The 20,562-nt window shown below is 52.5% G+C and carries 13 protein-coding genes; 1 reads left to right on the top strand and 12 read right to left on the bottom strand.

What is annotated here, in order from left to right:
* From B3C1_RS14285 to B3C1_RS20240, 8 genes are all read right to left on the bottom strand, one after another.
* Positions 1-1,243 (bottom strand): discoidin domain-containing protein (locus B3C1_RS14285; protein WP_237751001.1); only part of this gene is annotated, 1,243 nt, incomplete at its 3' end.
* Positions 1,244-2,264: 1,021 nt separating this feature from the next.
* On the bottom strand, positions 2,265-2,594 hold the full coding sequence (locus tag B3C1_RS20260; protein ID WP_156804559.1) for a hypothetical protein: 330 nt from the start codon (positions 2,592-2,594) through the stop codon (positions 2,265-2,267).
* Between the two features lie 426 nt (positions 2,595-3,020).
* Positions 3,021-3,359 (bottom strand): hypothetical protein, encoded by a 339-nt coding sequence (locus tag B3C1_RS20255; protein WP_156804558.1) that lies wholly within the window; start codon positions 3,357-3,359, stop codon positions 3,021-3,023.
* Between the two features lie 360 nt (positions 3,360-3,719).
* Positions 3,720-4,070: a hypothetical protein gene (locus tag B3C1_RS20250; protein WP_156804557.1), complete on the bottom strand. Its 351-nt coding sequence runs from the start codon at positions 4,068-4,070 to the stop codon at positions 3,720-3,722.
* Between the two features lie 780 nt (positions 4,071-4,850).
* The gene (locus B3C1_RS14280) at positions 4,851-5,585 is read right to left on the bottom strand and encodes a hypothetical protein (protein WP_008485678.1); all 735 of its coding nucleotides are present in this window, start codon (positions 5,583-5,585) and stop codon (positions 4,851-4,853) included.
* A gap of 11 nt (positions 5,586-5,596) precedes the next feature.
* Positions 5,597-13,027, bottom strand: coding sequence for an FG-GAP-like repeat-containing protein (locus B3C1_RS19890; protein WP_192813385.1), 7,431 nt, complete (start codon positions 13,025-13,027; stop codon positions 5,597-5,599).
* A 160-nt stretch (positions 13,028-13,187) separates the two neighbouring features.
* Positions 13,188-13,511, bottom strand: coding sequence for a hypothetical protein (locus B3C1_RS20245; RefSeq protein WP_156804556.1), 324 nt, complete (start codon positions 13,509-13,511; stop codon positions 13,188-13,190).
* Positions 13,512-13,855: 344 nt separating this feature from the next.
* Positions 13,856-14,173 (bottom strand): hypothetical protein, encoded by a 318-nt coding sequence (locus tag B3C1_RS20240; protein WP_156804555.1) that lies wholly within the window; start codon positions 14,171-14,173, stop codon positions 13,856-13,858.
* Between the two features lie 998 nt (positions 14,174-15,171).
* Between B3C1_RS20240 and B3C1_RS20650 the strand changes: the two genes are divergently transcribed.
* Positions 15,172-16,320, top strand: a complete 1,149-nt coding sequence (locus B3C1_RS20650) for a T6SS immunity protein Tli4 family protein (protein ID WP_237751000.1) — start codon at positions 15,172-15,174, stop codon at positions 16,318-16,320.
* Positions 16,321-16,567: 247 nt separating this feature from the next.
* On the opposite strand, the gene B3C1_RS14265 is transcribed toward B3C1_RS20650, so the two are convergent.
* The 4 genes from B3C1_RS14265 to B3C1_RS14250 all read right to left on the bottom strand — a co-directional run bounded on the left by B3C1_RS14265 (position 16,568) and on the right by B3C1_RS14250 (position 20,541).
* Positions 16,568-17,647 carry a DUF4785 domain-containing protein gene (locus B3C1_RS14265; RefSeq protein ID WP_008485675.1) on the bottom strand — a complete coding sequence of 360 codons (1,080 nt, stop codon included), beginning with the start codon at positions 17,645-17,647 and terminating at the stop codon, positions 16,568-16,570.
* A gap of 8 nt (positions 17,648-17,655) precedes the next feature.
* Entirely contained in the window at positions 17,656-18,510 is an 855-nt protein-coding gene (locus B3C1_RS14260; protein WP_156804554.1) for a hypothetical protein, read from the bottom strand.
* A gap of 190 nt (positions 18,511-18,700) precedes the next feature.
* Positions 18,701-19,096, bottom strand: a complete 396-nt coding sequence (rraB, locus tag B3C1_RS14255; RefSeq protein ID WP_008485673.1) for a ribonuclease E inhibitor RraB — start codon at positions 19,094-19,096, stop codon at positions 18,701-18,703.
* A gap of 47 nt (positions 19,097-19,143) precedes the next feature.
* On the bottom strand, positions 19,144-20,541 hold the full coding sequence (locus B3C1_RS14250) for an SPFH domain-containing protein (protein ID WP_008485672.1): 1,398 nt from the start codon (positions 20,539-20,541) through the stop codon (positions 19,144-19,146).
* Positions 20,542-20,562: the final 21 nt, after the last annotated feature.

The following is a 20,562-nucleotide window of genomic DNA, read 5'->3' as shown; positions in this document are numbered from 1 at the left end:
AGTCATCCAGCAAACCCCCCGGGCTCACCCAGCCATAACCGGTCACATAGGGATTATCAAAGCCACGAACAAAGACATGCCCGCCGCCTTTTTGCGGCTGTTGAAAATATTGGTTAACCACTAACTTGGGATGGGTCACCCCGGCGACATGGCTGTCGTCGATGATCTCCACGCCCCAGGTACGAAACTGAAAATAGTTGGCCACAAAATTAAGATGCGCCCCCGGCCCTTTGTCGCGGGGATTACCCGCCGCATCCACGGTGTCATTCACGCCATAGCCAATCTCGTTCCAGTCTTCACCGCGTTCACGGGCATGGCGAGAGCGGCCAACCATACCAAAGCGTGTTACCAAGCGGCCGTCGGGTAAGGAAAACTGGGTGGATTCTATCGGCTCGTCAAACTGTGGCAGAGGGGTTAGCCCCTCACCCGACATCGGCACAGACACGGCTGAAGTTTGCAGTGTGGGCAGAGAATTCTCGGCAGTTGGCGCGCGAAATTCGGCCTCAAACAGTGAGTAGCCATACTGGGTTGATCGCGTTATCCCCTGTAAACGCAGATAACGGGCGTAGATACCCAAGTTGTAAAACTGCTCGGTCTCCCCCTGCGAACCGACCACATAACGCAATTGATACCAGGTTTGGGCATCGTCAGAGATATACACCGCATATTCCGCTGCATGGGCGCGTTCCCATTGCAGTTTCATGTAACCGATGGCGGTCTTGCTCCCAAAATCAAACTGCAGCCACGCCGCGTCGGGGTCAGTCGCTGTGTTACTCCAGGCGCTTTCCCAACGGGTTTGTAAATCACCATCAATGGCTTTTGCGGCGGTATTGGTGTCGTTCTCATCGCCAGAAGAACTGACTGCCACAGGCGTAACCACCTCCGCATCCGTTACTGCTGCCGCAGCGCTCATGGCGGACTGGCGTTGCGATGAGCTAAACACAAAATCTGCCGGCAACCGTAAGCTATCCGGCGGCGGTGGTAATGAGGGGCCACCGGCTTTGGGCAACAGCACCGCGCTATTGAGAGCAGGCGCTTCTAATGTTGGTGGATTTTGATCTTCCGGAACCGGCGTTACCGTCGCCCCCCCCGGTTCTGACTCAGGGTCGGGTGTCGTCTCTGTACTGCCATCACCACCGCCACCGCAGCCAATAAGCAGCGTACTGAGTAGTGGCAACATGACACCCCAGCGAGCGACAGAGGGAAGGCGAGCTTTATCATTGGTGAGCAAAGGCAGTTCCATTGTGATTCTTCCCAAGAAGCGCTTATGCACCCCTTTTCATAAGGCCGTTAGTTGCCATGACTGACGCAGGTCTACACTGCGTTTTCAGCTCATCGCCATACCCTTCGTCGACAGGCGACATGACTGCTTAACTCATATTGGCGACATGGGCTTTACATTTATTGACTGCGCTGTGAAAAATTGCTTTCAGAAGCGCAAACAATGAGTTCAATAATATAACAATATGAGTATCAATATGGGATTCCCACTTTTGTACTCAAAAAATCGAAGGGTAACCAAGCTACCCGCTTTGGGCCCACTTTACGTGGAGCGCCGCTGATGCGACAAAGCTCAATGGGGCAGGTTTGAACATCGGAGCGAAGCGACGATGTCCCTTGGGGCTAAGGCCAGGGATGGCCTTTGTAGTCCCGGCTTTACAAACCGTCGGTACAGAGAAGCTAAGTTTATACCAACGCCCCCAAACGCCATCAGAAAAGCCGCCCTCAGGCGGCTTTTTTATTCCAGCAGAAGGCAAACTCAATCTTTCAACACATTAAAACCCACCGAACTCAGGTACCGGGCCGAGCGGTAAATCTTATGTAGGTGCGGGCGTAGTCGCTAAAACTATCTGGTAATGCATGGCGATGCGAAAGCCGCAGAAGCGTTAGACGATGAGGCTGTTATAAGTCGCTGGGAGCAGCTGTTCTCGCTACCGCTGTTGGTCAGCCGTTACCAGGCTGGCAAGCTGACCTGTAACGGTGAACGCGCATCCATACCCCCGTTTCTACGCCCCCAATGCTTGCTGCTCGTCCCGCTCACCTCAAACTTGCGTTTTTAGCAGCAACACTCGATATCACAGCGAAGTAAGCATTATCGGACGCTATTCATATGGCAGCGTCGACACACCTCGAATTCGAGCTTCATGGTTACGCAAAGGATGGGGGTCCTTTGTTTTTTTGATATCAGGTTGATTCCGATGACCATAGATCAAATAAACTGTGCGACAGATTTTAAGCCCTCATTATTCAAAGAAGGCCCGCCATTACTGGGAGACAGCCGCATGCAGCATCACAGGATACCCCAGAGCGTCACAGCCTTCTGCATAGTAAGTGACTTTTTTATCTGCCATAAAAGCTGATAGCAAGAGTGAATAAATCTCAGATTCCAGTTGGTTGGATTTGAGTAATGCCACCTGGCCGCTCTGATTACAACTGCCTGGATTGATAACTTGCGCGAAAGAAAAGTAGACAGTTCCTTTCTCATTCAAAGTAGAGTGAGGAAATATCTTTGTTACTGGTGTTGCTTCTGACCACTGGCCAGCGAAACAGGGAATAGAAGCAATCGCAGAAAAGAGTAATACAGAAAATTTCACAAGAAGTCTCCACCGGAAATAATGAAACATAACGATAGCACCACACTGACTATACATTATGAAATACCACCAGCTCAATAGTGGGTGAATACAATTCCCATCCATGATGATATATGGAACGAGATTGCCATTAAACCCTAAATCAAGCTTACAGCCGAAGCTTTCCAATAACCCTAACAGAACCTTTTACTAGTACATCAATTTCGTCAAAATAATTGTTGATGGCTTACCTGATAGAATCAACCCTTCAATAGATATCAAGGACACAGACGCATCCAAGTTTAACTCTTGGTAAGCATTCGAGATATAACGAAAAACCACCCAACTAAATGAGGAAAGCTTCTCTAGCTCAACACGGCAGTTTTTTTAAAATAATTTCTAAAAAAGAGTTCTCCATAATACTTTCTCAGATATTATGAAAGAACATTACTTTGTAATATAAACCCAATTAAAACCTACAGCCCACTTCCAAGAAGGAACTGCTGAACAATCTGTGATTTCCGGATTAAAAGTTACAATAACATCATGATCACTTAGCTTCGCAGCCAATAATGTACTGTACATAACCTTACAGGCTTCCGGTTCGACATTATTATTCTTGCTCACCACTGAACAAATATATGCTGACTTTATATCTCCCGGCCCACTTAAGAGCACAACGCCGCCTCGAGAAACAACAAGATCGTTCACTTGGCCTTTGCACATGGTATCGGCCCATGCAAGAGTCGGAGAAAACAAAGTGATCAGTAGCACCCATATCCGCATATCAAACTCCTTATTTAAGCCAGATGCTCTTCACTTGGGGTACGCTAGGGTAGAGATTACAATTATCGTAGGACTGCAACCTTACCGTTGCATTGGACGCCTTCGCAGTCAACAGAGCTGAGTAATACTCTCTTCCTGAATCGGCCTTTAAATCCAAAACAAAGTCAAAGTTTACATTTTCCTCACAGTGAGAAGGTCGGACTTGGGTAGGTCTATCCTTGACAGCAATAAAAACCAGACTGGGGTAACTAGGCCCCATGAAGAGGCTTTTTATTTTAGTTGTTGTGGATAATTCTTCGCTAATCGCCTTATTAGCATTAAAGGCGCAGAGTAGACCTACCATAAAGATACGATGCATTTTCATTGCAACCAAACCTGTTGAATGATCGGCCAACCATGAGTGCCACCTCCAGTACACCCAGCCAAAGCTAAGTTAACCTTTTTGCCTGCCGCATAAGCAGTCAACAGCGCCGAGTAGGCACGTTTACCACTCTCGCTATCTGGGTTATAAAGGGACAAGTAGGACGTGTCATCACAGTTACCGGGGTTGGCGGCCGAGCTCATGGTCACCAAAACTTGATTAACAGAATATACACGGATGCTGGCTATGGTGTTCGGGTCTGACCAGCCATCGTATGAATCAGAAAGAGCAGAAAATGATAGAAAAAAAAGAAGAAGGCTAGTCTTCAATGGACATTTGGTAGATCTCACAATTGCTCTCCTTAGCATAGACACGGCCATTAATCTTCTTGCCCATAGCAAGGGCACTCAATAACAAGCTGAGCTGAGCAGCCCTTTGTTCCGGTATCCAGCAACGCCCTGTCCCCAAAGCACCAGGATCGGTTGGGCATGGCTCACATTGATTAATACCGGCCCCATCGACCACCCTGAATGTTACCCACCCACTCCGATAGGACAAGCCTTTTATATACCCACTATTCATAGACTCTGTTGCCATGCTGGAAAGTGATAAGCATAAAAAAGGTAGCAATAATAACCGCTTGATCAGGTTAGTCATAGTCAACATAAAGGTAAGATACCCTCTTATTCTGGTCTGGATTGCATGGCTGATCGTCGCCATCAAATCGAATCTTCACAATTTTGGCTGTAGTTGCAGAGGACAGTAGCAGGCTATACCACAACTTACCCGCCTCAGTTTTCCCGTCAAACTGATAGTATTTATAATCACTATTACAGCTATCAGCCTTTAACTGAAAATAAACTTCCCCCAACGCATTAGGGTAGATCCTTTTCACTAGCCCCGTCACGCCTGCGGCATGAGAAACCGTTGAAGTTAAAAGCAATGATAGTAGGAGCCACTTCTTATACTGGTTTAGACTGCATGGCTCGCTGTTAACGGTTAAACGTCCTTTCACACTCTAACCCTCACTAACGTACTAACTTACTGAAATTTCAAGAAACTGAAGATGGGTGTCCTCTTCAGTTTCTTCAGTTTTTAGACTCTTTTTCAGTTGCCTCCTCTTTATATTTCTATTTTTCTTTAAGGGTGACAGGCTCCATTCCATTCAACACCGTCTTGATCATTCCCCTGTCAATTTTCACTACGTTCGATTGGAAACCACCACCAAGCTGCATTCGACCTTCAATAACGATACACACATCTTCCGGCTGAACGACCAGATCATATGCCTCAAACTCATTTTGGTGGCTACTGCCTGAGTTCTTTTTCCAACTTTCAACTTCTGGGGAATAAAGCCCTAAGTACATGGTATAGATATGACGCTCATCAGCACTATCAGAACCAAGGTTTTCTTCGGCATTTCGCTGTTTTTTTCCCTTATCGACCGATCGTATTGTTTGGTATTCAGGTTCTTTTGAAATACTCCCTTCTGGAACCTCTTCTCTGCCATACTCCATTAATAATCCTAATCCCTGCACATCCTTCCCGCTCCAATACAATTGCCCTCTACTCATATGCACTTTGTAATCGGAACGCTCACAAAAATAAGGTTGATAAATTAAGTGATATTCTTGGCCCAACTTTACCAAATCAGTATCTGTAGACAGTTCTAATCTTAGCCGATAAAAACTACCGTCTTCATCCACATAACGACCATAATCAATTTCCTCTTTTGTTTCTGGAGTGACCTTGGCCAAGCTAAGTTTTTCAACCCTTAAATCTTCCGGGGAGCTAATCGCACAGCCAAACAATGTCGACAAAAAGACAATCATGGCCAGTTTAAAAAGATAGCTGTTCATTTTCATACTTCGATCCCTCATGGCCGGCAATATATGTAGCAAATAGCAACGTGTTCCAGGCCGCTTGGGGTGTTACTTGTTGCATAGCCAGACGGCAACGAGTTCCAAGCCCCACCAACAGTGGATATAACATTGTTCATAGAACTCCACATGCTGCCGGTTGAATAGTAGTTATTCCAGATCACAGCATTATTGGCTATGGCCTGCATGTTCGGCCGGGTCCATCCGACAGGGTCAACGGTGACAAGCTTATAGACTTGCATACCGCCAGCTACCAGGTGCCCAACCTCATCGGCGCCATAGCTGTGTGCGACAATCGTGACTCTTCCATGATTGTCAGCAACATAAGTTGAAAGTTTGTCGGCATCCGTCCATTCGAAATATCTAGCGCTATCTTCACCATGAAGATCAATGTAATCTTCATACTTGCCTTTAACGGCATGAGCACCAAATGTGTTGTCCGCCGCACCACCAACAAATGCAACTTTATCGCTACCAGTTATGTTTGGTTTTGGTTGTGGGTGGATTTTAGATGCTGCCTCTCTCATCGCGTATACAAAGCCCGCCGTAACCGCGCCGTTAGCGAATTTACCACCTGTTAATGCCGATGTAGTCCCACCAACCACAGCTGCAGCAGTAACACGTTTTAAGCTCATTCCGGCATTAGAAGAGTCGATACCGTCTAAGAGTGGCCCAGCGGCTTGAGTTACTCCTGCACTTAAAAAGCCATCACCAAACTTACCGCCATTCATTGCGGATGAGACCCCACCAACCATCGCATTAGCAGCAATCTTTCCGGCTACCTGGCTAGAGGTAAGGCCAGCTGAGTTAATATTCAGTTGGAAATCAGGATCTGCGAAGGCATTGTAATTACTTTGTGCCTGACCTACGTTTTGAAAATATGACCCCGCCGCAGCAAAAGCCGCGCCTGTTATAGCGCCAGTCAATGCTCCTCTTAACGATCCTGTTGCAACGTAGCCGCCCACTGCACCAGCGATGGCACCGGCTGCGATGGCGTTAGCGGCCGTTCCAGTAGCAGCCCACCCAGCAACCCAACCAGACGCAGCTCCAGCTGTAAAATATGTAATAACCGCTGCAGCAATTACCCGCCAATACTTCTTGACGAACTTCTTCAATCCGCTAAAGAAGAACCCACTGGGATCCGTTAGCGTCATGGGGTTATTCATGACATAGCTGTAGCGGTTGTAGTTCTGCAGGTTACCCGGCGCTTGCACGAAGGGATCGGCCTGCATAAAGCGGCCTAGGGTGCTGTCATAAATCCGCCCGTTCATATGGATCAGATCCATATCGGGCAGCATCTCATGGCCGGTATAGCCTCGGTTGGTAACCACCTGGGTAAACCACAGCAGCGGGTTAGCACTTTGGCTGGTGACGGTCATCGCCACTTTGCCCCAGGCGTCGTAAAGGCGCTGCTCGGTTATCTTCCCTTGGCTGTCGCTGATGGCAATCACCGAGCCCTGGTGGTCTTTGTGCAGGTAATGGCGTTCGGTGTTGCTGTTGGCCTTACCTTCGGCCACCAAGTGGCGGGTGACAATAGCATCGCCCAGGTCGTACCGCTCTTTGTCGTTCTTAACGACCCCCCCTTCGGTTTCGGTTACCCGCTCCATAGACCCCAGGCTGAGGGTTTTGATCACCACCGTTTTACCGTCCACCACCCGGGTGTCGGTGCGCGCGAAACGCACTTGCCCCGGACCATAGCGGTATTCGGTGACGCTGTTGCCCTTGGTGATTTTGGTTACACGGTCAGCCATGTTGTAGTGAAACTGGCGTACGCCATCACTGGTTACATTGCCGTTGTTGTCGTAGCTGTAGTCACGGCCATTGGCATGGACCATTTGGTAGGGGTTGGCAGCCTTGTAGGCGTAGTCCTTGATGGCGCCTTTTTCCAAGAAGTTGCCAGCGCCATCATAACGATAGGTCTCAACCTGCGTCAGGGCGCTAAGGGTACCGCCGCTTTGCACGGCCAGGGACTCGGTCAGGGACTCGGTCAGGCGATTTAGGTTGTCGTATTTAAAGGTCTCGTTCCGTTTGTCCCAGCTGCCGCCGAACAACAGGGCATTGTTTTCCCAGTTACGGTTGGTCAGGTTACCCACTAGGTCAAACGTAAACGCCTCGGAGAGCAGTATGGTGTTGCTGCTGTTTTGCACGTAGAGGCCGGCGATAAAGCCGCTGGTATTATCAAAGGCACGGTAGTTAACCAGACCATTGCCCAGCTCCTTGCGCTTAATGTTGCCTCGGGCATCCTGCATGGTGACCCGGTCAATCAAGGGGCCACGGCTACCTTCCACCGCCGTACCGGTGGCATTGGCTTCCGCCAATTCATAGCGCTCAACCAAGAAGCCCAGATTGTTATAGACATACTCGGCGCCCAGCTTGGCTTCGCCAGGGAAGGACTGGCGGTAAGGGCGACCATAACTGTCATAACTCTGCCCTGCGCTATAAACGGTGCCGTCAATGGTGGTGCTGGTCAGCACCGGCTGGCCATAGCGGTTGTATTGGTAGCTCTCCACCCACTCGCTGCTGCCGGCTGCCGTACAATTAATGGTGGCGGTGAGGTCGTTGCCAGCTTGGCGCGCCTGCCAGCTACTGGCGACCTTACCCAAACCGTTGGCGGCGCGGTCGTACACCCAGCATTGGGTCACCGTTTCACCGTTGCCACTGCTCTTTTGCGCCAACTTTCGGCCCAGGCCGTCGTAGGCTATCCAGAGCCGGTCATCGATACCCACTCCTGGCTGGCCCGCCAAGGCACTTTGGGCAACCACAACCTGGGTATCCAGGTTGGCACCCACACCAGCCTTGAGGTCCCAGGCTGCCACCATATTGCCAAGGCCGTCATACCGTGAGGCACTGGCCCCTTTACTCAGGTCTGCACTCCAATCCGCCTGCCCCTGCACATTGATGTGGCTGCGGGAGACCTCCACAGTCCGGGCACTGCTGTCCTTCCCAAACAGGGCCTGGACACGGGTGCTGGTGACCACACCGTCGTTATCGATACTGACCGTCTTCGAGACAACCTGGCCGGCATCATCGATGGTCTGCACCGTTTCGCCGTTGGCGTTGGTTTTGGACAGCACCTTGTGGCCCAGGGCATTGGTCTGCACCACTTGCCTCAGGCTGTAGCCCATGCGACTAACCCCGCCACGCGGACCGGTTTGGACAATGGGCCTGTCCAGCAGGTCATACTCCACCGTATTGAAAGGTGCAGAGGCATTGACGCCTTGCGGCGAGGACTCCTCAAATGGTTCGGTGACTTTCCAGGCCCGGGCGAACTTGTCGTAGAAAGTCTGAACAACAGCATACTTGCCATTCAGACGCTGGCCCGCTTCCTGGACCACCAAACCAAACTTATTGAAATACCGGTATTGCTGCGGGGCGCCGTCGCCGTAACGGCGCTCAACATACACCGCCCCTGCCGGGCAGCTGCCACAGCTGCCATAGGTTACATATTGGCTCTTGCCGTAGGCACTCTGGGTCTGTACCTGGCGGCCCCAGGCATCGACAAAACTGCTTTGGCGCACATTATTAGGGCTGATGCTGGTGACCTGGGTGATACGCCCAGACACCGCCGCTGCGCTGGTACCGTTGTATTCGCTGCGGCTGGTCATCGCCGGGGTCTGCACGCCATTGCGGTCGGTGCCGAAGGTCGTCTTGTGGTCCACCAAACCACGCTTGGAATATACCGCCTGCTCAGTGCGGCTTATCGCCTCTTCACCGGGCACCAGCGACTGGGTCACCGCCTTAATGACATGGCCATAGCCATCGTAGTCGTAGGTTTTGCTGTACAGGCCGTCGACCTGCTCCGACTTCAGCATCAAGTCACTGTTATAGGTAAAGTGGCTGACCTTGGTGATATGTTTGCCAGCCGCATCGGCACCACTTGCCATGGCACCACAGCTGTTGCTTGCCCCCAAGGGCCGGCCACCGGGACGGGTGTCCACTGCGGCCGTACAACTCAAGCGCCCAAAGCGGCTGTCGCTGTAGTCATTGAAGGTCTCTTTATAAAAAGTCCCCGACAGGCTTGAGTCGTAGACCGCGCTGGCGCTGTACAGCAGGTTGCCGTAAAAGTCCTGGTGGGTGATTTGCTCTGTGGTGCTCTTGCCACTGCCATCCAGTTCGTAGTTCACATCGCGGGTGTAATAGGGGTAAACAACGTAGCCATTGGGGCCGCTGACGTTCTGGACGTAGGTATTGAGCTTGCTCTGAAAACCGGCATGGTCGGTCGGCAGTGGCGCCACTAAGGATTGTGGGTAATAGGTATACGACTCGCTCAGCAGGGTACCGTCACTCAAGCGGCGGCCAGTACTCTTGGGCATTCCGGTCAAGGGGAAGCGCTGATGGTAATAAGTTGTGGTAGATACATGCCGCTGCAAATCGGTGGCGCTCAGTGCCTCAAAGCCCAAAAAGCCCCGCCCTTGGGTGTGCAGTAGCGCACCTGCGTATTGGTAACCGACACTGACTGTCTCACCGCTAGGGGTGTCTGAATCCACCTGTTTGACCACCGCCATCGGTGCCCGCCCCAAACGGCGCGTGACCCCGTCGGCTGTGGCATTGTTGGAATCGGTGGCGGTATAGACGGTGGCGTCATTGAGGGTGCTGTAGGTCACATGGGTTTGGGTGCCTAACGCCCTGGTACCGGTATTAAAGCCGGTAATGACATCGCTCTGCTGACCTTGGCGGCTATTGTAGTTAATGGACAAACTGCCGCTGTAAACGTGGACCGCATCCACTAAGCCGTCATTGTCCGCATCGGCAAATTGGAGATAGTCATCCAACTTGAGGTTCAATTGATAAAGACGCCGTGAAAAATCCAACCCCCCTACATCACCCGGCTCGGTCGCCGGAGCGTAAGCAAAGGCAACATAAGCTCCATTATTTGATGTTGAATAAATAATGTCGCTGCGGCCATCACCATTGATATCAGCCACCTTCACTTTATAGGCATTGTCATCATCAATAGGGAGGTCAACGACCCCTTCAATACCATCACCATTACCGAGAGAGAGCCAATATTTCCACTTTCCGTCCGCTCTGTACAAAAGGTCCGTTAACCCGTCCCCATTAAAGTCAGCAGGGATTGAAAGTTTATAGTTACTCGAGACTACCGCTCGCGGCCTTTTGTCACTTGTATAGGAGGTTTCCGTTAAAATAATAGGAGCGGCATCATTATAACCACTACCATTCCCTATAAAAACACCAACCCACTTCTTAGCTTGTCTCTCCCAGTACGCTCCGGTTTTTCTATAATTACTGCACATTTCTTCATTAGTGATATCCGGCCTAGGAGCATCCTGACATCTATATTCGACGGTCTCATATGATGCCAACAAATCGGTTAACCCATCACCATTGAAGTCAACCAAACTCAAATTGTCATCTCGAATGCTTAAAGACTTATCCGTCTCCATGTAATTAACTTGAGAATTATTCTTAGTTAACATCAATTTATTGGAACTAGCAAAGCCCTTGCCTTCTTGGAGAACATTACGGTATCCATAGACTATACCGTTTGTAATTTCGATAATATCCTGCAGACCATCTCCATCAAAGTCTGCAACAAGGGTACTTCCTTCCTTCCCGGATGAAGGAATGCCGAGGTCATAAGACTTCGTTTTTTCAATTTCGAAGGCTACGACGCAGGGTTGATTGTTTACAATGCAACCATCGATTACTCGACTTTCCGCTGGCGCGTAATACAATACCGTCCAATGCCCACCGATACTGGCAAGAATGTCCTGTGTACCGTCACCGTTCCAGTCAATAAATTTTATTTTCTCTGGTTCTGAAATTGTCAACAATGTCAATGCAACGGCGCTGCCTGTCTTATTGGAACGGAAGTACCAACGACCACCCGATAGGTAAAGCAGGTCTGTCTTACCATCGCCATCAAAGTCCAACAAATAGTTGTAATCGCGCTCCCCGTTGCCGCCACTTATCGTCAGCGATTGAGGTGACTGGAAGAATTGGTTATACGGCCCTCCAATTGCTCTGCGCTGCCAATCAAAACTCAAGGCTGGTAAGCAGCTGTTACCCGACACGCACTCCTGCATGGCGGTGACAACCGTTGATTCCTCTAACGTCTCGGCACTGTCGTAATAGAGATTCAGGCTTCGTGACAGCTGCGCGTCGTCATACACCAGGATGTTGGTCAGCAGCTGTGATTTGTTCATTACGTTGCCACCAGACAGTAATGAGCTGGTGATGTTGCGCGGGGCATATTGGAACAGCACGGTGTTACCACCGGACTCAGTCACCAAACCCTGGCTGCTGACCTTGGCGGTGTAGGTGATTTTCTTCAGTTGAAGCTCACCTGGCATCGGTGCGTCATAGTCGTAGAGGATGGCATTGCCTTTAACGTCGGCTACTACGTCACGTTGCCATGCTGACACTGTACTAGTGGCGTTTGGATTGGTAGGCGCTGTCCACAGCTTGGCATTAGCCTCACTGCGCCGGCCGTAGTACTGTTTCTCGCCCGCTTTGGTCTCCACCACAAAATAGCCGGAGCCGTCAGCAACGTTCCCTACCGCTTTGATTTCGGCGCCAGAGGCCAATTCCGTGACGTACGTGCGCCCGGCCTGCCAATAGCTATCATCATTTGGGCCAGGCCGCTGCGTTACTGCGCCTTTTACGAACAGCTTTTGGCCATCCAGGCACAGCCGGTCTGCCTTTCCATAGGTGACGCCGTCGATGCTGCCCTCTTGGGCGATGTTTTTCGGGCAACGGTGAATGCTGGAAGTTGCACTTAGGCTCCAACCAACGCCCAGAGGCCCATCCATATGGTTGCCACTGCTGTAACTCAGCGCCACCGACGGTTGCACCTGGGTGCGCCCCGCCGGAACCGTCAGGCTAACCGAATAGGTGGCGTTACCTGACTCATCAACCCGGAACTGCCCGCCCGTCAACCCAATCGCATTCGCTGTCGCCGGAGTGCTGGGAATGTGGTTATTTTTGATAACCGCGTTCAGTTCATCTGCAGAATATTGGCCATCACCATTAAAATCTGCGCCAGCAACCAGGCTGGCATTTAATTGTGTGCCGTTAAAATGCTGAAGGCGGCTATAGTTGCCGCCTATCACAAAGCTGTCACCACCGATCCCTTTGGCCAGCAGCAGTAAGTCATTTTCCAAGTCGCCGTCAAAGTCGGCCTCAACCACACTGACATCCGCCACAGTGAGGCTGTCGGATAGGGCGTTCCAGTCGGCATCACTGATGGCTACCAACTGCCATTGCCCATCCACCAGAACCAATTTCATGGCACCGGCCGGGTTCCTAAACGGAATGGGTATCACCGGTGAAGCATGAATAATCGCTAATTGCTCATCCGCCCGAACGTAATAATCATTCCCTTGCTTGTAGGTGGTCCATGCCGCAGCCGAGGAAGACACCACACCCAACAAGGAGAGCAAGAAGAGTCGAGAGACATTATTCATTTTTCTTTTCCGTTTATGGAATGCCATTGGCCATACCCTGGCCACAGATTGAGATCACCAAAGAAGATATCGACTTCCAGGATTTAGGGAGAAGACCGCACGTTTAGCGCACTAGGACAAGGTGACAGCATTGATAACCAAATTGATGGATTGGACTGCATTATTGCACCACTAAATATCCGATATGGCAGTAACCAGTATCGGTATCAGCCGTGGAGTAAAGGATGACAGGGGCTTTCGTCGCCTTGGCAGCAAGCAAGGCACTTACGAAAGCTGGATAGTTAGCATCTGACTCGCTGAAATAAGCCCAGGGATTGGTATTACCACATAATTTCGACAGGCCATCTAAATAGACGCGTACACTGTATTGGTCTGGCGAAAAATCAATCTTTGACACCTTACCAGGAACAGTGCCATCCCAGGCATTAACTGGCAAAGAAGCGAGTGATAGCAGCAAAGTTGCTAGCGCAGAAGACGCTTTCATTTGAACATCCCTATTCGTTGCACATTACCAGGGTCTTATAGACTAGCCAAGAAATCAATCCTCTTGTAAGCCCAAACAAAAAATGTAAACACTCACTACCAAGAAATTACTAAAGATTCCTTACCAGCAGTGGAACTAAATACACTTGCCTTTTAGACGCGCTACTTTCTTCCAACACCCCTGATAGGAACAAGCTTTCGACAGCGTCTGGCATCCAGAGCCTATGTTACAGCTGTTATCCGCATATAGACGGAGGGAACACGGAGGATGTTCAGAGATTCCCCCCTAAGCCAATGCCATCGTTAGACAAGGAATAGTAGCAAGCATGAAAAACTGGCAGTGATTTAATTACAAAAATCCGTGTCGCACATGTACATATGGGTAATAACAGGCATATCGTTCTGGCAACCCGACAATTGAAACGACACTTTTTGCTTTGCTGCTTTCATTGCCAGAAGACTAGAAAATATTTCTTGATTAGAACTAGGTTGCAAGTAATAAAATTTACTTATTTTACATCCCTCTGCCTCCTTCATGTTCTCAAGCTTAACTCGAACATAACCTCCACCAACAGTCAGCCCTGATACAAATGAGATCTCCGAATAGCTTGCAGAAAAAGCGCTAAAGCTAAGAAGAAGAGAGACAGCAGCCGCGTATTTCATATGTAAAACCTCATTCTTTATCTAAAAGTTACAGGGCGATCACAAGAGCTAATGCTCTAGCCAGCACTCACCGACTAGGTCGCTACAGAAAAAAGTGAGGTTGGCATGATAGCTAAACCCAATGACTAAAACCAATAGCTTTGCTTTATTACATCAGCCATTCTATCAGGTAAGTGGAACTAGCTTGTAGTGTATCTCTACGAGATCTTGTCAGCTACGAAAGCCGCTCTCGAACCAGATCTTTTTACTTTATAATCCATCAGTAATCGATGTTACTTTGTCCATTGCACTCATCATATCTTGGAAATTCATTGCACACTATCCCTATGCTTAAAGGGCCATATCCATTGATGTAAGGCAAGGCAAGAGTGTTTCAAATAGAGAGCTATCTGCTTGGAAAAAGAGTGCTTAACAGCCATTAGAAAATTGACAGCAGATAGGCCGACATATTTCAGCAGGCATAAGAAGGTTCCACCGAAGTGGGCTTTGGGGTCCGTTGCCCAGGTTGGGTTTTAGTTTGGAATATAGCTTTAGCATGCGGGCTTGGCCGATGACCACCAGGTTGTCCAGGGGCAGGGTGACGGGCAGCGCGAAATCGGCTCTGCTCGCCAGTGCCTGGGCTACTTCGGTATTGTCGATGGCCACCTACCCCACCGCCTGGCTTTGGGTTCAGATTTCCAGCCAGCGATAACCTCGGCACACCGACCTCCCCCAAGAGACCTGGAGCCGCTGGAAGCGGTCAACAATATAAAGCCATCTCCTACCCTTCGGCTTTATGGATCAGCGCTCCTCATAGCCGAGCAAGCCACCTGTTGGGATGCAGGTTTGAGCAAGAAATTGAACGACAAATCAAAAACAATAAGACGGAAAAATCGCCATACCCTATGGCCACTTGAACCCATATGCACTGTATAGATACCAGGTGGATCTCATTTGACCCCAAAGCCCATAAATCAAATAAACTGTGCAGCAGTCTTTACGCCTTCGTTGTTCAAAATATGAAAAGCTTGTCCCGATATCTGAGCCTTGGTCTGGTGATCCCCACAGCTATGGCACTGGCCGATGTGCCTCGACAAGAATGCCTTGGGCGCACGACCTTCGATGTGCCGGAGGACATGCAATGGGCAACCTATGATGGCCAACGCACTGACAGAATCACCGATGGATGGGGTGGGCATATATTTACCCCCAAGGTCACGGCCAAAGGGGATGTGGGTAGTTATGACTATGACGGTTTGACTATCCGCGTAAGTGATATCGTCGAACGCGACACCTTCGATGGCGCTGCCCGGTATATCAGAGGCACGGCCCGCCTACATCAAGAGGAGCTGATAAAAGAGGCGGCCAGAAAAAGAAGCGCCCTTGATGAGTTAAAAGCGCTTCATAGCAGGGAAAACACTAAGACCACCAGGGAGGCTGTAGAGCGGTTTGCCAAAAACATAGAAGAAGTCGAACGCCAGATACCTTTAACGAAAGTCTACGACTTTGATCTTGGTATCCCCGACGCCTATTTCCTAGGGGATGAGGTTTCTCCCTCAGATGTCTTGCTCTGGCGCAATAATCGAGTCTACTACTTCGGTTTCTCCAAGGCCGGCCCCGACTCCGCCGAGCGTATCAAGGCGCTGATGGCACGTTTTCAGCCGCGCAAGTTGTATGAGGTGCCCAAAGGGCCGGGCTTCTGTTTTCCCTATGGCTTTATCGCCGACGATGGCAAGACCGCCTACAGCATCAAGAACAGCCTGCGCTTCGCCCGCACGCCCAATGTGATCTTCACCCTGATCACTGCCTCGGCCAACGATCCCTGGCAGACCCGGCCTACGCAAGGCACCTACGACACCGACTACCGCCCTGGCTACGACAGCGAGAAGTGGCAGAAAACCGCATTTATCGAGCCAATCCAGCTTGGCAAGCGCCTGGCTGGACTGGAAGGCTGGCGCCTGGATCCCAAACCGGGCTCCGGTGAGCAGGAGCGGGCCTGGTTCGCCCTGGCACACCGGGGCGGCACCCTCTCTCCTTTAATGGCGGTGCAGATAACAACCTTTCAGAAAGGCACGGACGACCTGGTCCAGCATACGCCGCCACCAGAAGCGGTTATCCCTCGCTTCAACAAACTCAGTGCAAGCATTAGGGAAGACTTGGCTCGGTGAGCAATGTTGACTGCCGCCTCGAAGGCCGCTCCCTTTACTCAATAGCGCACGAGAGGGGACTGATTTATGAAAGTAGAGGCTCAAGGCCGACCTTTTAAATCAAGACCAACGGCTCTGGCTGTTTGGACGTCTAACGCCATTGGCGCACGAAATCACGGCGATTGCCGATACCAGTGACGCTGGTAGATAGCATTGATTCAATACCCCTTTGGGAAAACAAAAAAGCCCACCGAAGTGGGCTTAGGGGTCAGTTGCGCAGGCTGGGTTTTAGGTCGGGGTAGAGCTTTAGCATGCGGGTTTGGTCGGTTACCACCAGGTTGTCCAGGCGCAGGTCTTCGACACCGGGAGGCAGGGTGAAAGGCAGCGCGAAGTCGGCGCCGCCGGCCAGGTCCTGGGCCACTTCGGTGGTGCCGATGGCCAGAGCCTTACCCTGGTACTGGCCGATGAGGGTGGACTTGACGGCAAAGCGGCCGTCAAGGCGAGCCTTAAGGGGGATATGGGCCACCAGGGTTTGCGCATCCAGCCGTTCCAGGCGCACAGCGCCGACGCTGGCGGTTTCCTGGGTCTGCATTACCGGCAAAGCCAGGGAGCGGGCCAGGGTTTGCCCTGCCACCTGGCTTTGGGTAAAGACTTCCAACCGGTAATAGCCATGGCGGGCACCAATCTCCTCCAGGGGTGCCTGGGGCCGCAGGTAGCGACCGTCGTAACGGACCGGCACCACCTGGCCGCTGGGACTGGTGAGGGTCAGCTGCACCTGGCCGGGGGCCAGGGCCTGGCCATCCAGGCTCAGGGCCAGTTTGATACGGTTAGTGCCCTGGGGCAGGGTGAAGTCGCTGCTGGCGCTCAGCAGGTGTGCCGAGCCCTTTTCCTTGACGTGGACCAGGAAGCGGTCGTCGTCATTGAGGGGCTGGCTGCTGCTGAGCCGGGCCTGGCCCTTGGCTACCCGCAGGGCAACACTGCCGTCGCCAAAGCCGGCACTGGCCATTTCCTGTTGGGCGGCAAGGCGCTCCAAGGCCAGGGCCTTGCCGTTGGCGTCCGCCAGGGTCAGCTGGTTGATGTCCAGGCCCTTGGCCTTGAACACCTGGCCCCCTTCAAAACGGGCCTTGGGGGCAACCCGCACCAGGGCCTTGTCTTGACTGATATAGAGGGGCACCCCCTGGCGCAGCGCCTTACCGGTCACTTCCTGCCAGTACTCGTCGCTTTGCTTGTCCAGGGTGCCAAGGGCCTGTTCGGGCGCCTGGGCCTTGGGATATTGGTAGACCACAGGGTCGGCCTGGGCGGTGGCGGCCACCAACACCAGGGCGGCCATCAGGTTGAAATGGTTCATCTTGGCTCCTAGATGCGGTTTTTAAGCAAGGTGGGCAGGCCGAAGCAGTCGCGGCGGCTTTGCTGATGGCTCAGGGGCTCGCCGCCATTGGTTTTGCTGGTGTCGGTAAACCAGACGCTGCCGGCCAGGGATTGGGAGCTGCAATTGAGGAAGCCGTCGGAGCAGCTGTTCAGCCAGTTTTGGGTGACCTCCAGGGCCACCTGGTTCTGGTAGCCGCCGCAGTAGCTGTCACTGTCCCAAACCGCCGATTCCACGTCCGAGCCCACCACGGTTTCAAAGTAGCTGGGCAAGGCCGGGCGGCCGGGGGTGCCGTAAAGCCACTGGGCGTTGTAGGAGGCCATCCAGGACACCTGCTGCATGACGACGGCGTCATTGGCGTAGCCCAGCAACCAACCCAGGGTGGTTTCAAAGGCATTGCCCGCCACCACGGCGTCCGCCAGGGGGGTGCCACCGGAGCTGGGGGCCAGGGCGATAACCCGGCTGGTTTTACTGATAATGCCGGGGTAGCGGCTGTCCCAGGTGGGGTTGGAGAGGATCCAACGCATGACGTTGCCGCCGTTGGAGTGGGTGATCACCTTCAGGGAGGTGATCTGCTTGGCGTTGATAAAGCTGGTCAGCTGGCCGGCCAGGCAACCGGCGGCGGCGCTGTCCCACATGTACTGCTCGAAGTCGCAATTGATCACCACATAGTTGGCCGGGTTGGGTAACCCCTGGCGCACCGTGTTGATGAAATCGCCGGTCCAGTAGTCGTTGTAGGCGTCGGTCTGCTTGCCGGTGCCATGAACAAAGGCCAGGCCCTCGGCGGCATAGGCGCCCGGTAAGGCGGCCACCGCAAGGGCGATAAGCAATAGAAGTCTTCTCATTGTTTTCCCGTCCATTGGTTGAGTGCTTGGGGGCCTGGCTGTCAGGCCCCTTGGTTACGGCACCTTCCAAGCTAGTAGGCCCTCACCGTCTTAACCAATGACTGCTGGTCACTAATTCAGCAAATAGCCAGAAATTGCAGGAGGGATCACAATGGCGGGGCATAAAAAAACCGGCTGGCGCCGGCTTTTATCAGTGCTGTTCTTCGTCGTCTTCTTCGTCGAACTCGTCATCTTCTTCTTCACCGAAGAAGGTGCCCCAGCCGTCGTATTCGACGCCGAAGCGGTCGGCCAGTTTGACGAGGGTGTCGGTGTCCTCGTTGAGCTCTTCGATGACCAGGGGGCCTTCGCGGACGGCGTCAAAGCAGAACAGGGTAACGCGGCCTTCGCGAAACTCCTCGGCGTCGGTAACGTCAAAGCCCAGCTTGAACACTTCCACGGCCACCTTCTCCAGCTTGTCGAAGCTGGGGCTGGCAAAATGGTGCTCTACGACGAACTCGTCGCCAAGGTCGGCACCGTCTTCGACCAGGGTATCGAGGATATCCTGGTTGTCCTGGCGTTGGGCTTCCAGGCGGGCGGCAAGGGACATAACTACCTCCAAGTCAGAATGGCGTTAGCCTAGCAGATCTGCGGCCTTTATTTGCTGCCCTTTTCGCTCTGCTTACCCAGATCCTTGCTCTTTTCCATCAGCCCCAGGGCCGACAGGCCGGTGATCACGTCCAGGTTGGAGGTCAAGCCGCCAGCGCCGGTGCCGTTGATGTAGTTCTGGGGCATATCCACCTTGAAGTTGGGCAGGTTCTGGTAGAGCACCTGGGCCACGTCCCGGTTCATTTCCGCCAGGTACACGTCCTTGTAGCTACCCAGGGCCTTGTACTTGGCCGCCAGCACTTCGGCTTCGGCGTTACCCTTGGCGCGAATGGCCTGGGCTTCAAATTTGGCGGCCTCGGCGTTGGCCTGCTGAATGGCCAGGTTGGCCTTGGCGATCTCCAGTTCCTTAGCCTTGGACAGGGTGGCGATGTCCTTTTTCTTACGCTCTTCCACCAGTTCCCGCTCGGCGATTTGGCGGGCCACTTCCACGTCCTTTTGCTGGGCTATGACCGCCAGCTCCTTGGTACGCTGGGCGTCCTGCACTTCACGGGTGCGCTGGATCTCCTTGCGCAGCTGCTCGGTCTTGGCCTGGGCCTTGGACGTTTCCTGCTCTTGGATGGTGCGGATCCGCTCAGCCACCAGCTTTTTCTTGTCGGTGAGCAGCTTATCCAGCTGGGCTTCGGGGACAGGGTCGCCGATGGTGACCTGGGTTACCTGGATACCGTAGGTGCTAAGGGGGTTGTTCTGGCGGGCCGGCTTGCCGTCCTTGTCGAGGATGGGCACCGTCTTCCACACCAATTGCTTGGTGCGTTGCAGCTTGTTGGAGTCTTCCTGGTCCATGCCCACCGGGGCCAGATCCACCTGCTCCACTTCCACCTGGCGCCGCTCTGTGGTGTAGACACCGTTGCTGAGCTGGTCTGCCAGTTGTGCCTTGAACTGGTTCAGGCCCCCCTGGAAGAACTCTTCACCTGTGTACTGGGTGGAGGTGATCACCGTGACGTTGCGGGCGTTCTTCACCAGCAGGGTGTCGATAAGGTTGTCGTTGGAGCGGAACTCCTGGTGCATGTTCTTTACTGCGTCAGGGTTGTGGGACAACTTGAAGCGGAAGGTGGCCGGTACCTGGCCGGTGTAGGTGTCGGCAAAGCGCACATGGAGGGGGTCAAGGCGCTGGAAGAACTCCTCCCCCTGGCTGTTGCCGAAGGACACGGTCACGACCTGGTCATAACGGGTGATCTTGGAGAAGAACGGCATGCGAAAGTGGATGCCGGGCTCGGTGAACACATCCAACTCACCGGTGAGGTTGTTCTGATGCACATAGGTGTAGCCGGCATCGGTCATCAGCACCGAGCTGTTGGCAATGCCAAGGGCCAGCAGCAGGCCCAGGGCGGTGACCACGCGGCGCGGGGTAATAAGGCCTTTAAAAGAGGCTAACTTGTTGTCTTCCATGAGATTAGGGCGTCCTTAAGG

The sequence above is a fragment of the Gallaecimonas xiamenensis 3-C-1 genome (assembly GCF_000299915.1).
Taxonomy (GTDB): domain Bacteria; phylum Pseudomonadota; class Gammaproteobacteria; order Enterobacterales; family Gallaecimonadaceae; genus Gallaecimonas; species Gallaecimonas xiamenensis.
Note: the sequence above shows the minus strand (reverse complement) of the source record. Positions and strands in the feature narration are given on the sequence as shown.

What these genes read in the sequence shown, in the direction of transcription:
- B3C1_RS14265 (WP_008485675.1), bottom strand. Translation starts at nt 17,647, where the DNA reads ATGAACCATTTCAACCTGATGGCCGCCCTGGTGTTGGTGGCCGCCACC.
- B3C1_RS20240 (WP_156804555.1), bottom strand. Translation starts at nt 14,173, where the DNA reads ATGAAATACGCGGCTGCTGTCTCTCTTCTTCTTAGCTTTAGCGCTTTT.
- B3C1_RS20245 (WP_156804556.1), bottom strand. Translation starts at nt 13,511, where the DNA reads ATGAAAGCGTCTTCTGCGCTAGCAACTTTGCTGCTATCACTCGCTTCT.
- B3C1_RS20255 (WP_156804558.1), bottom strand. Translation starts at nt 3,359, where the DNA reads ATGCGGATATGGGTGCTACTGATCACTTTGTTTTCTCCGACTCTTGCA.
- B3C1_RS19890 (WP_192813385.1), bottom strand. Translation starts at nt 13,027, where the DNA reads ATGAATAATGTCTCTCGACTCTTCTTGCTCTCCTTGTTGGGTGTGGTG.
- B3C1_RS20650 (WP_237751000.1), top strand. Translation starts at nt 15,172, where the DNA reads ATGAAAAGCTTGTCCCGATATCTGAGCCTTGGTCTGGTGATCCCCACA.
- B3C1_RS14250 (WP_008485672.1), bottom strand. Translation starts at nt 20,541, where the DNA reads ATGGAAGACAACAAGTTAGCCTCTTTTAAAGGCCTTATTACCCCGCGC.
- rraB (WP_008485673.1), bottom strand. Translation starts at nt 19,096, where the DNA reads ATGTCCCTTGCCGCCCGCCTGGAAGCCCAACGCCAGGACAACCAGGAT.
- B3C1_RS14260 (WP_156804554.1), bottom strand. Translation starts at nt 18,510, where the DNA reads ATGAGAAGACTTCTATTGCTTATCGCCCTTGCGGTGGCCGCCTTACCG.
- B3C1_RS14280 (WP_008485678.1), bottom strand. Translation starts at nt 5,585, where the DNA reads ATGAAAATGAACAGCTATCTTTTTAAACTGGCCATGATTGTCTTTTTG.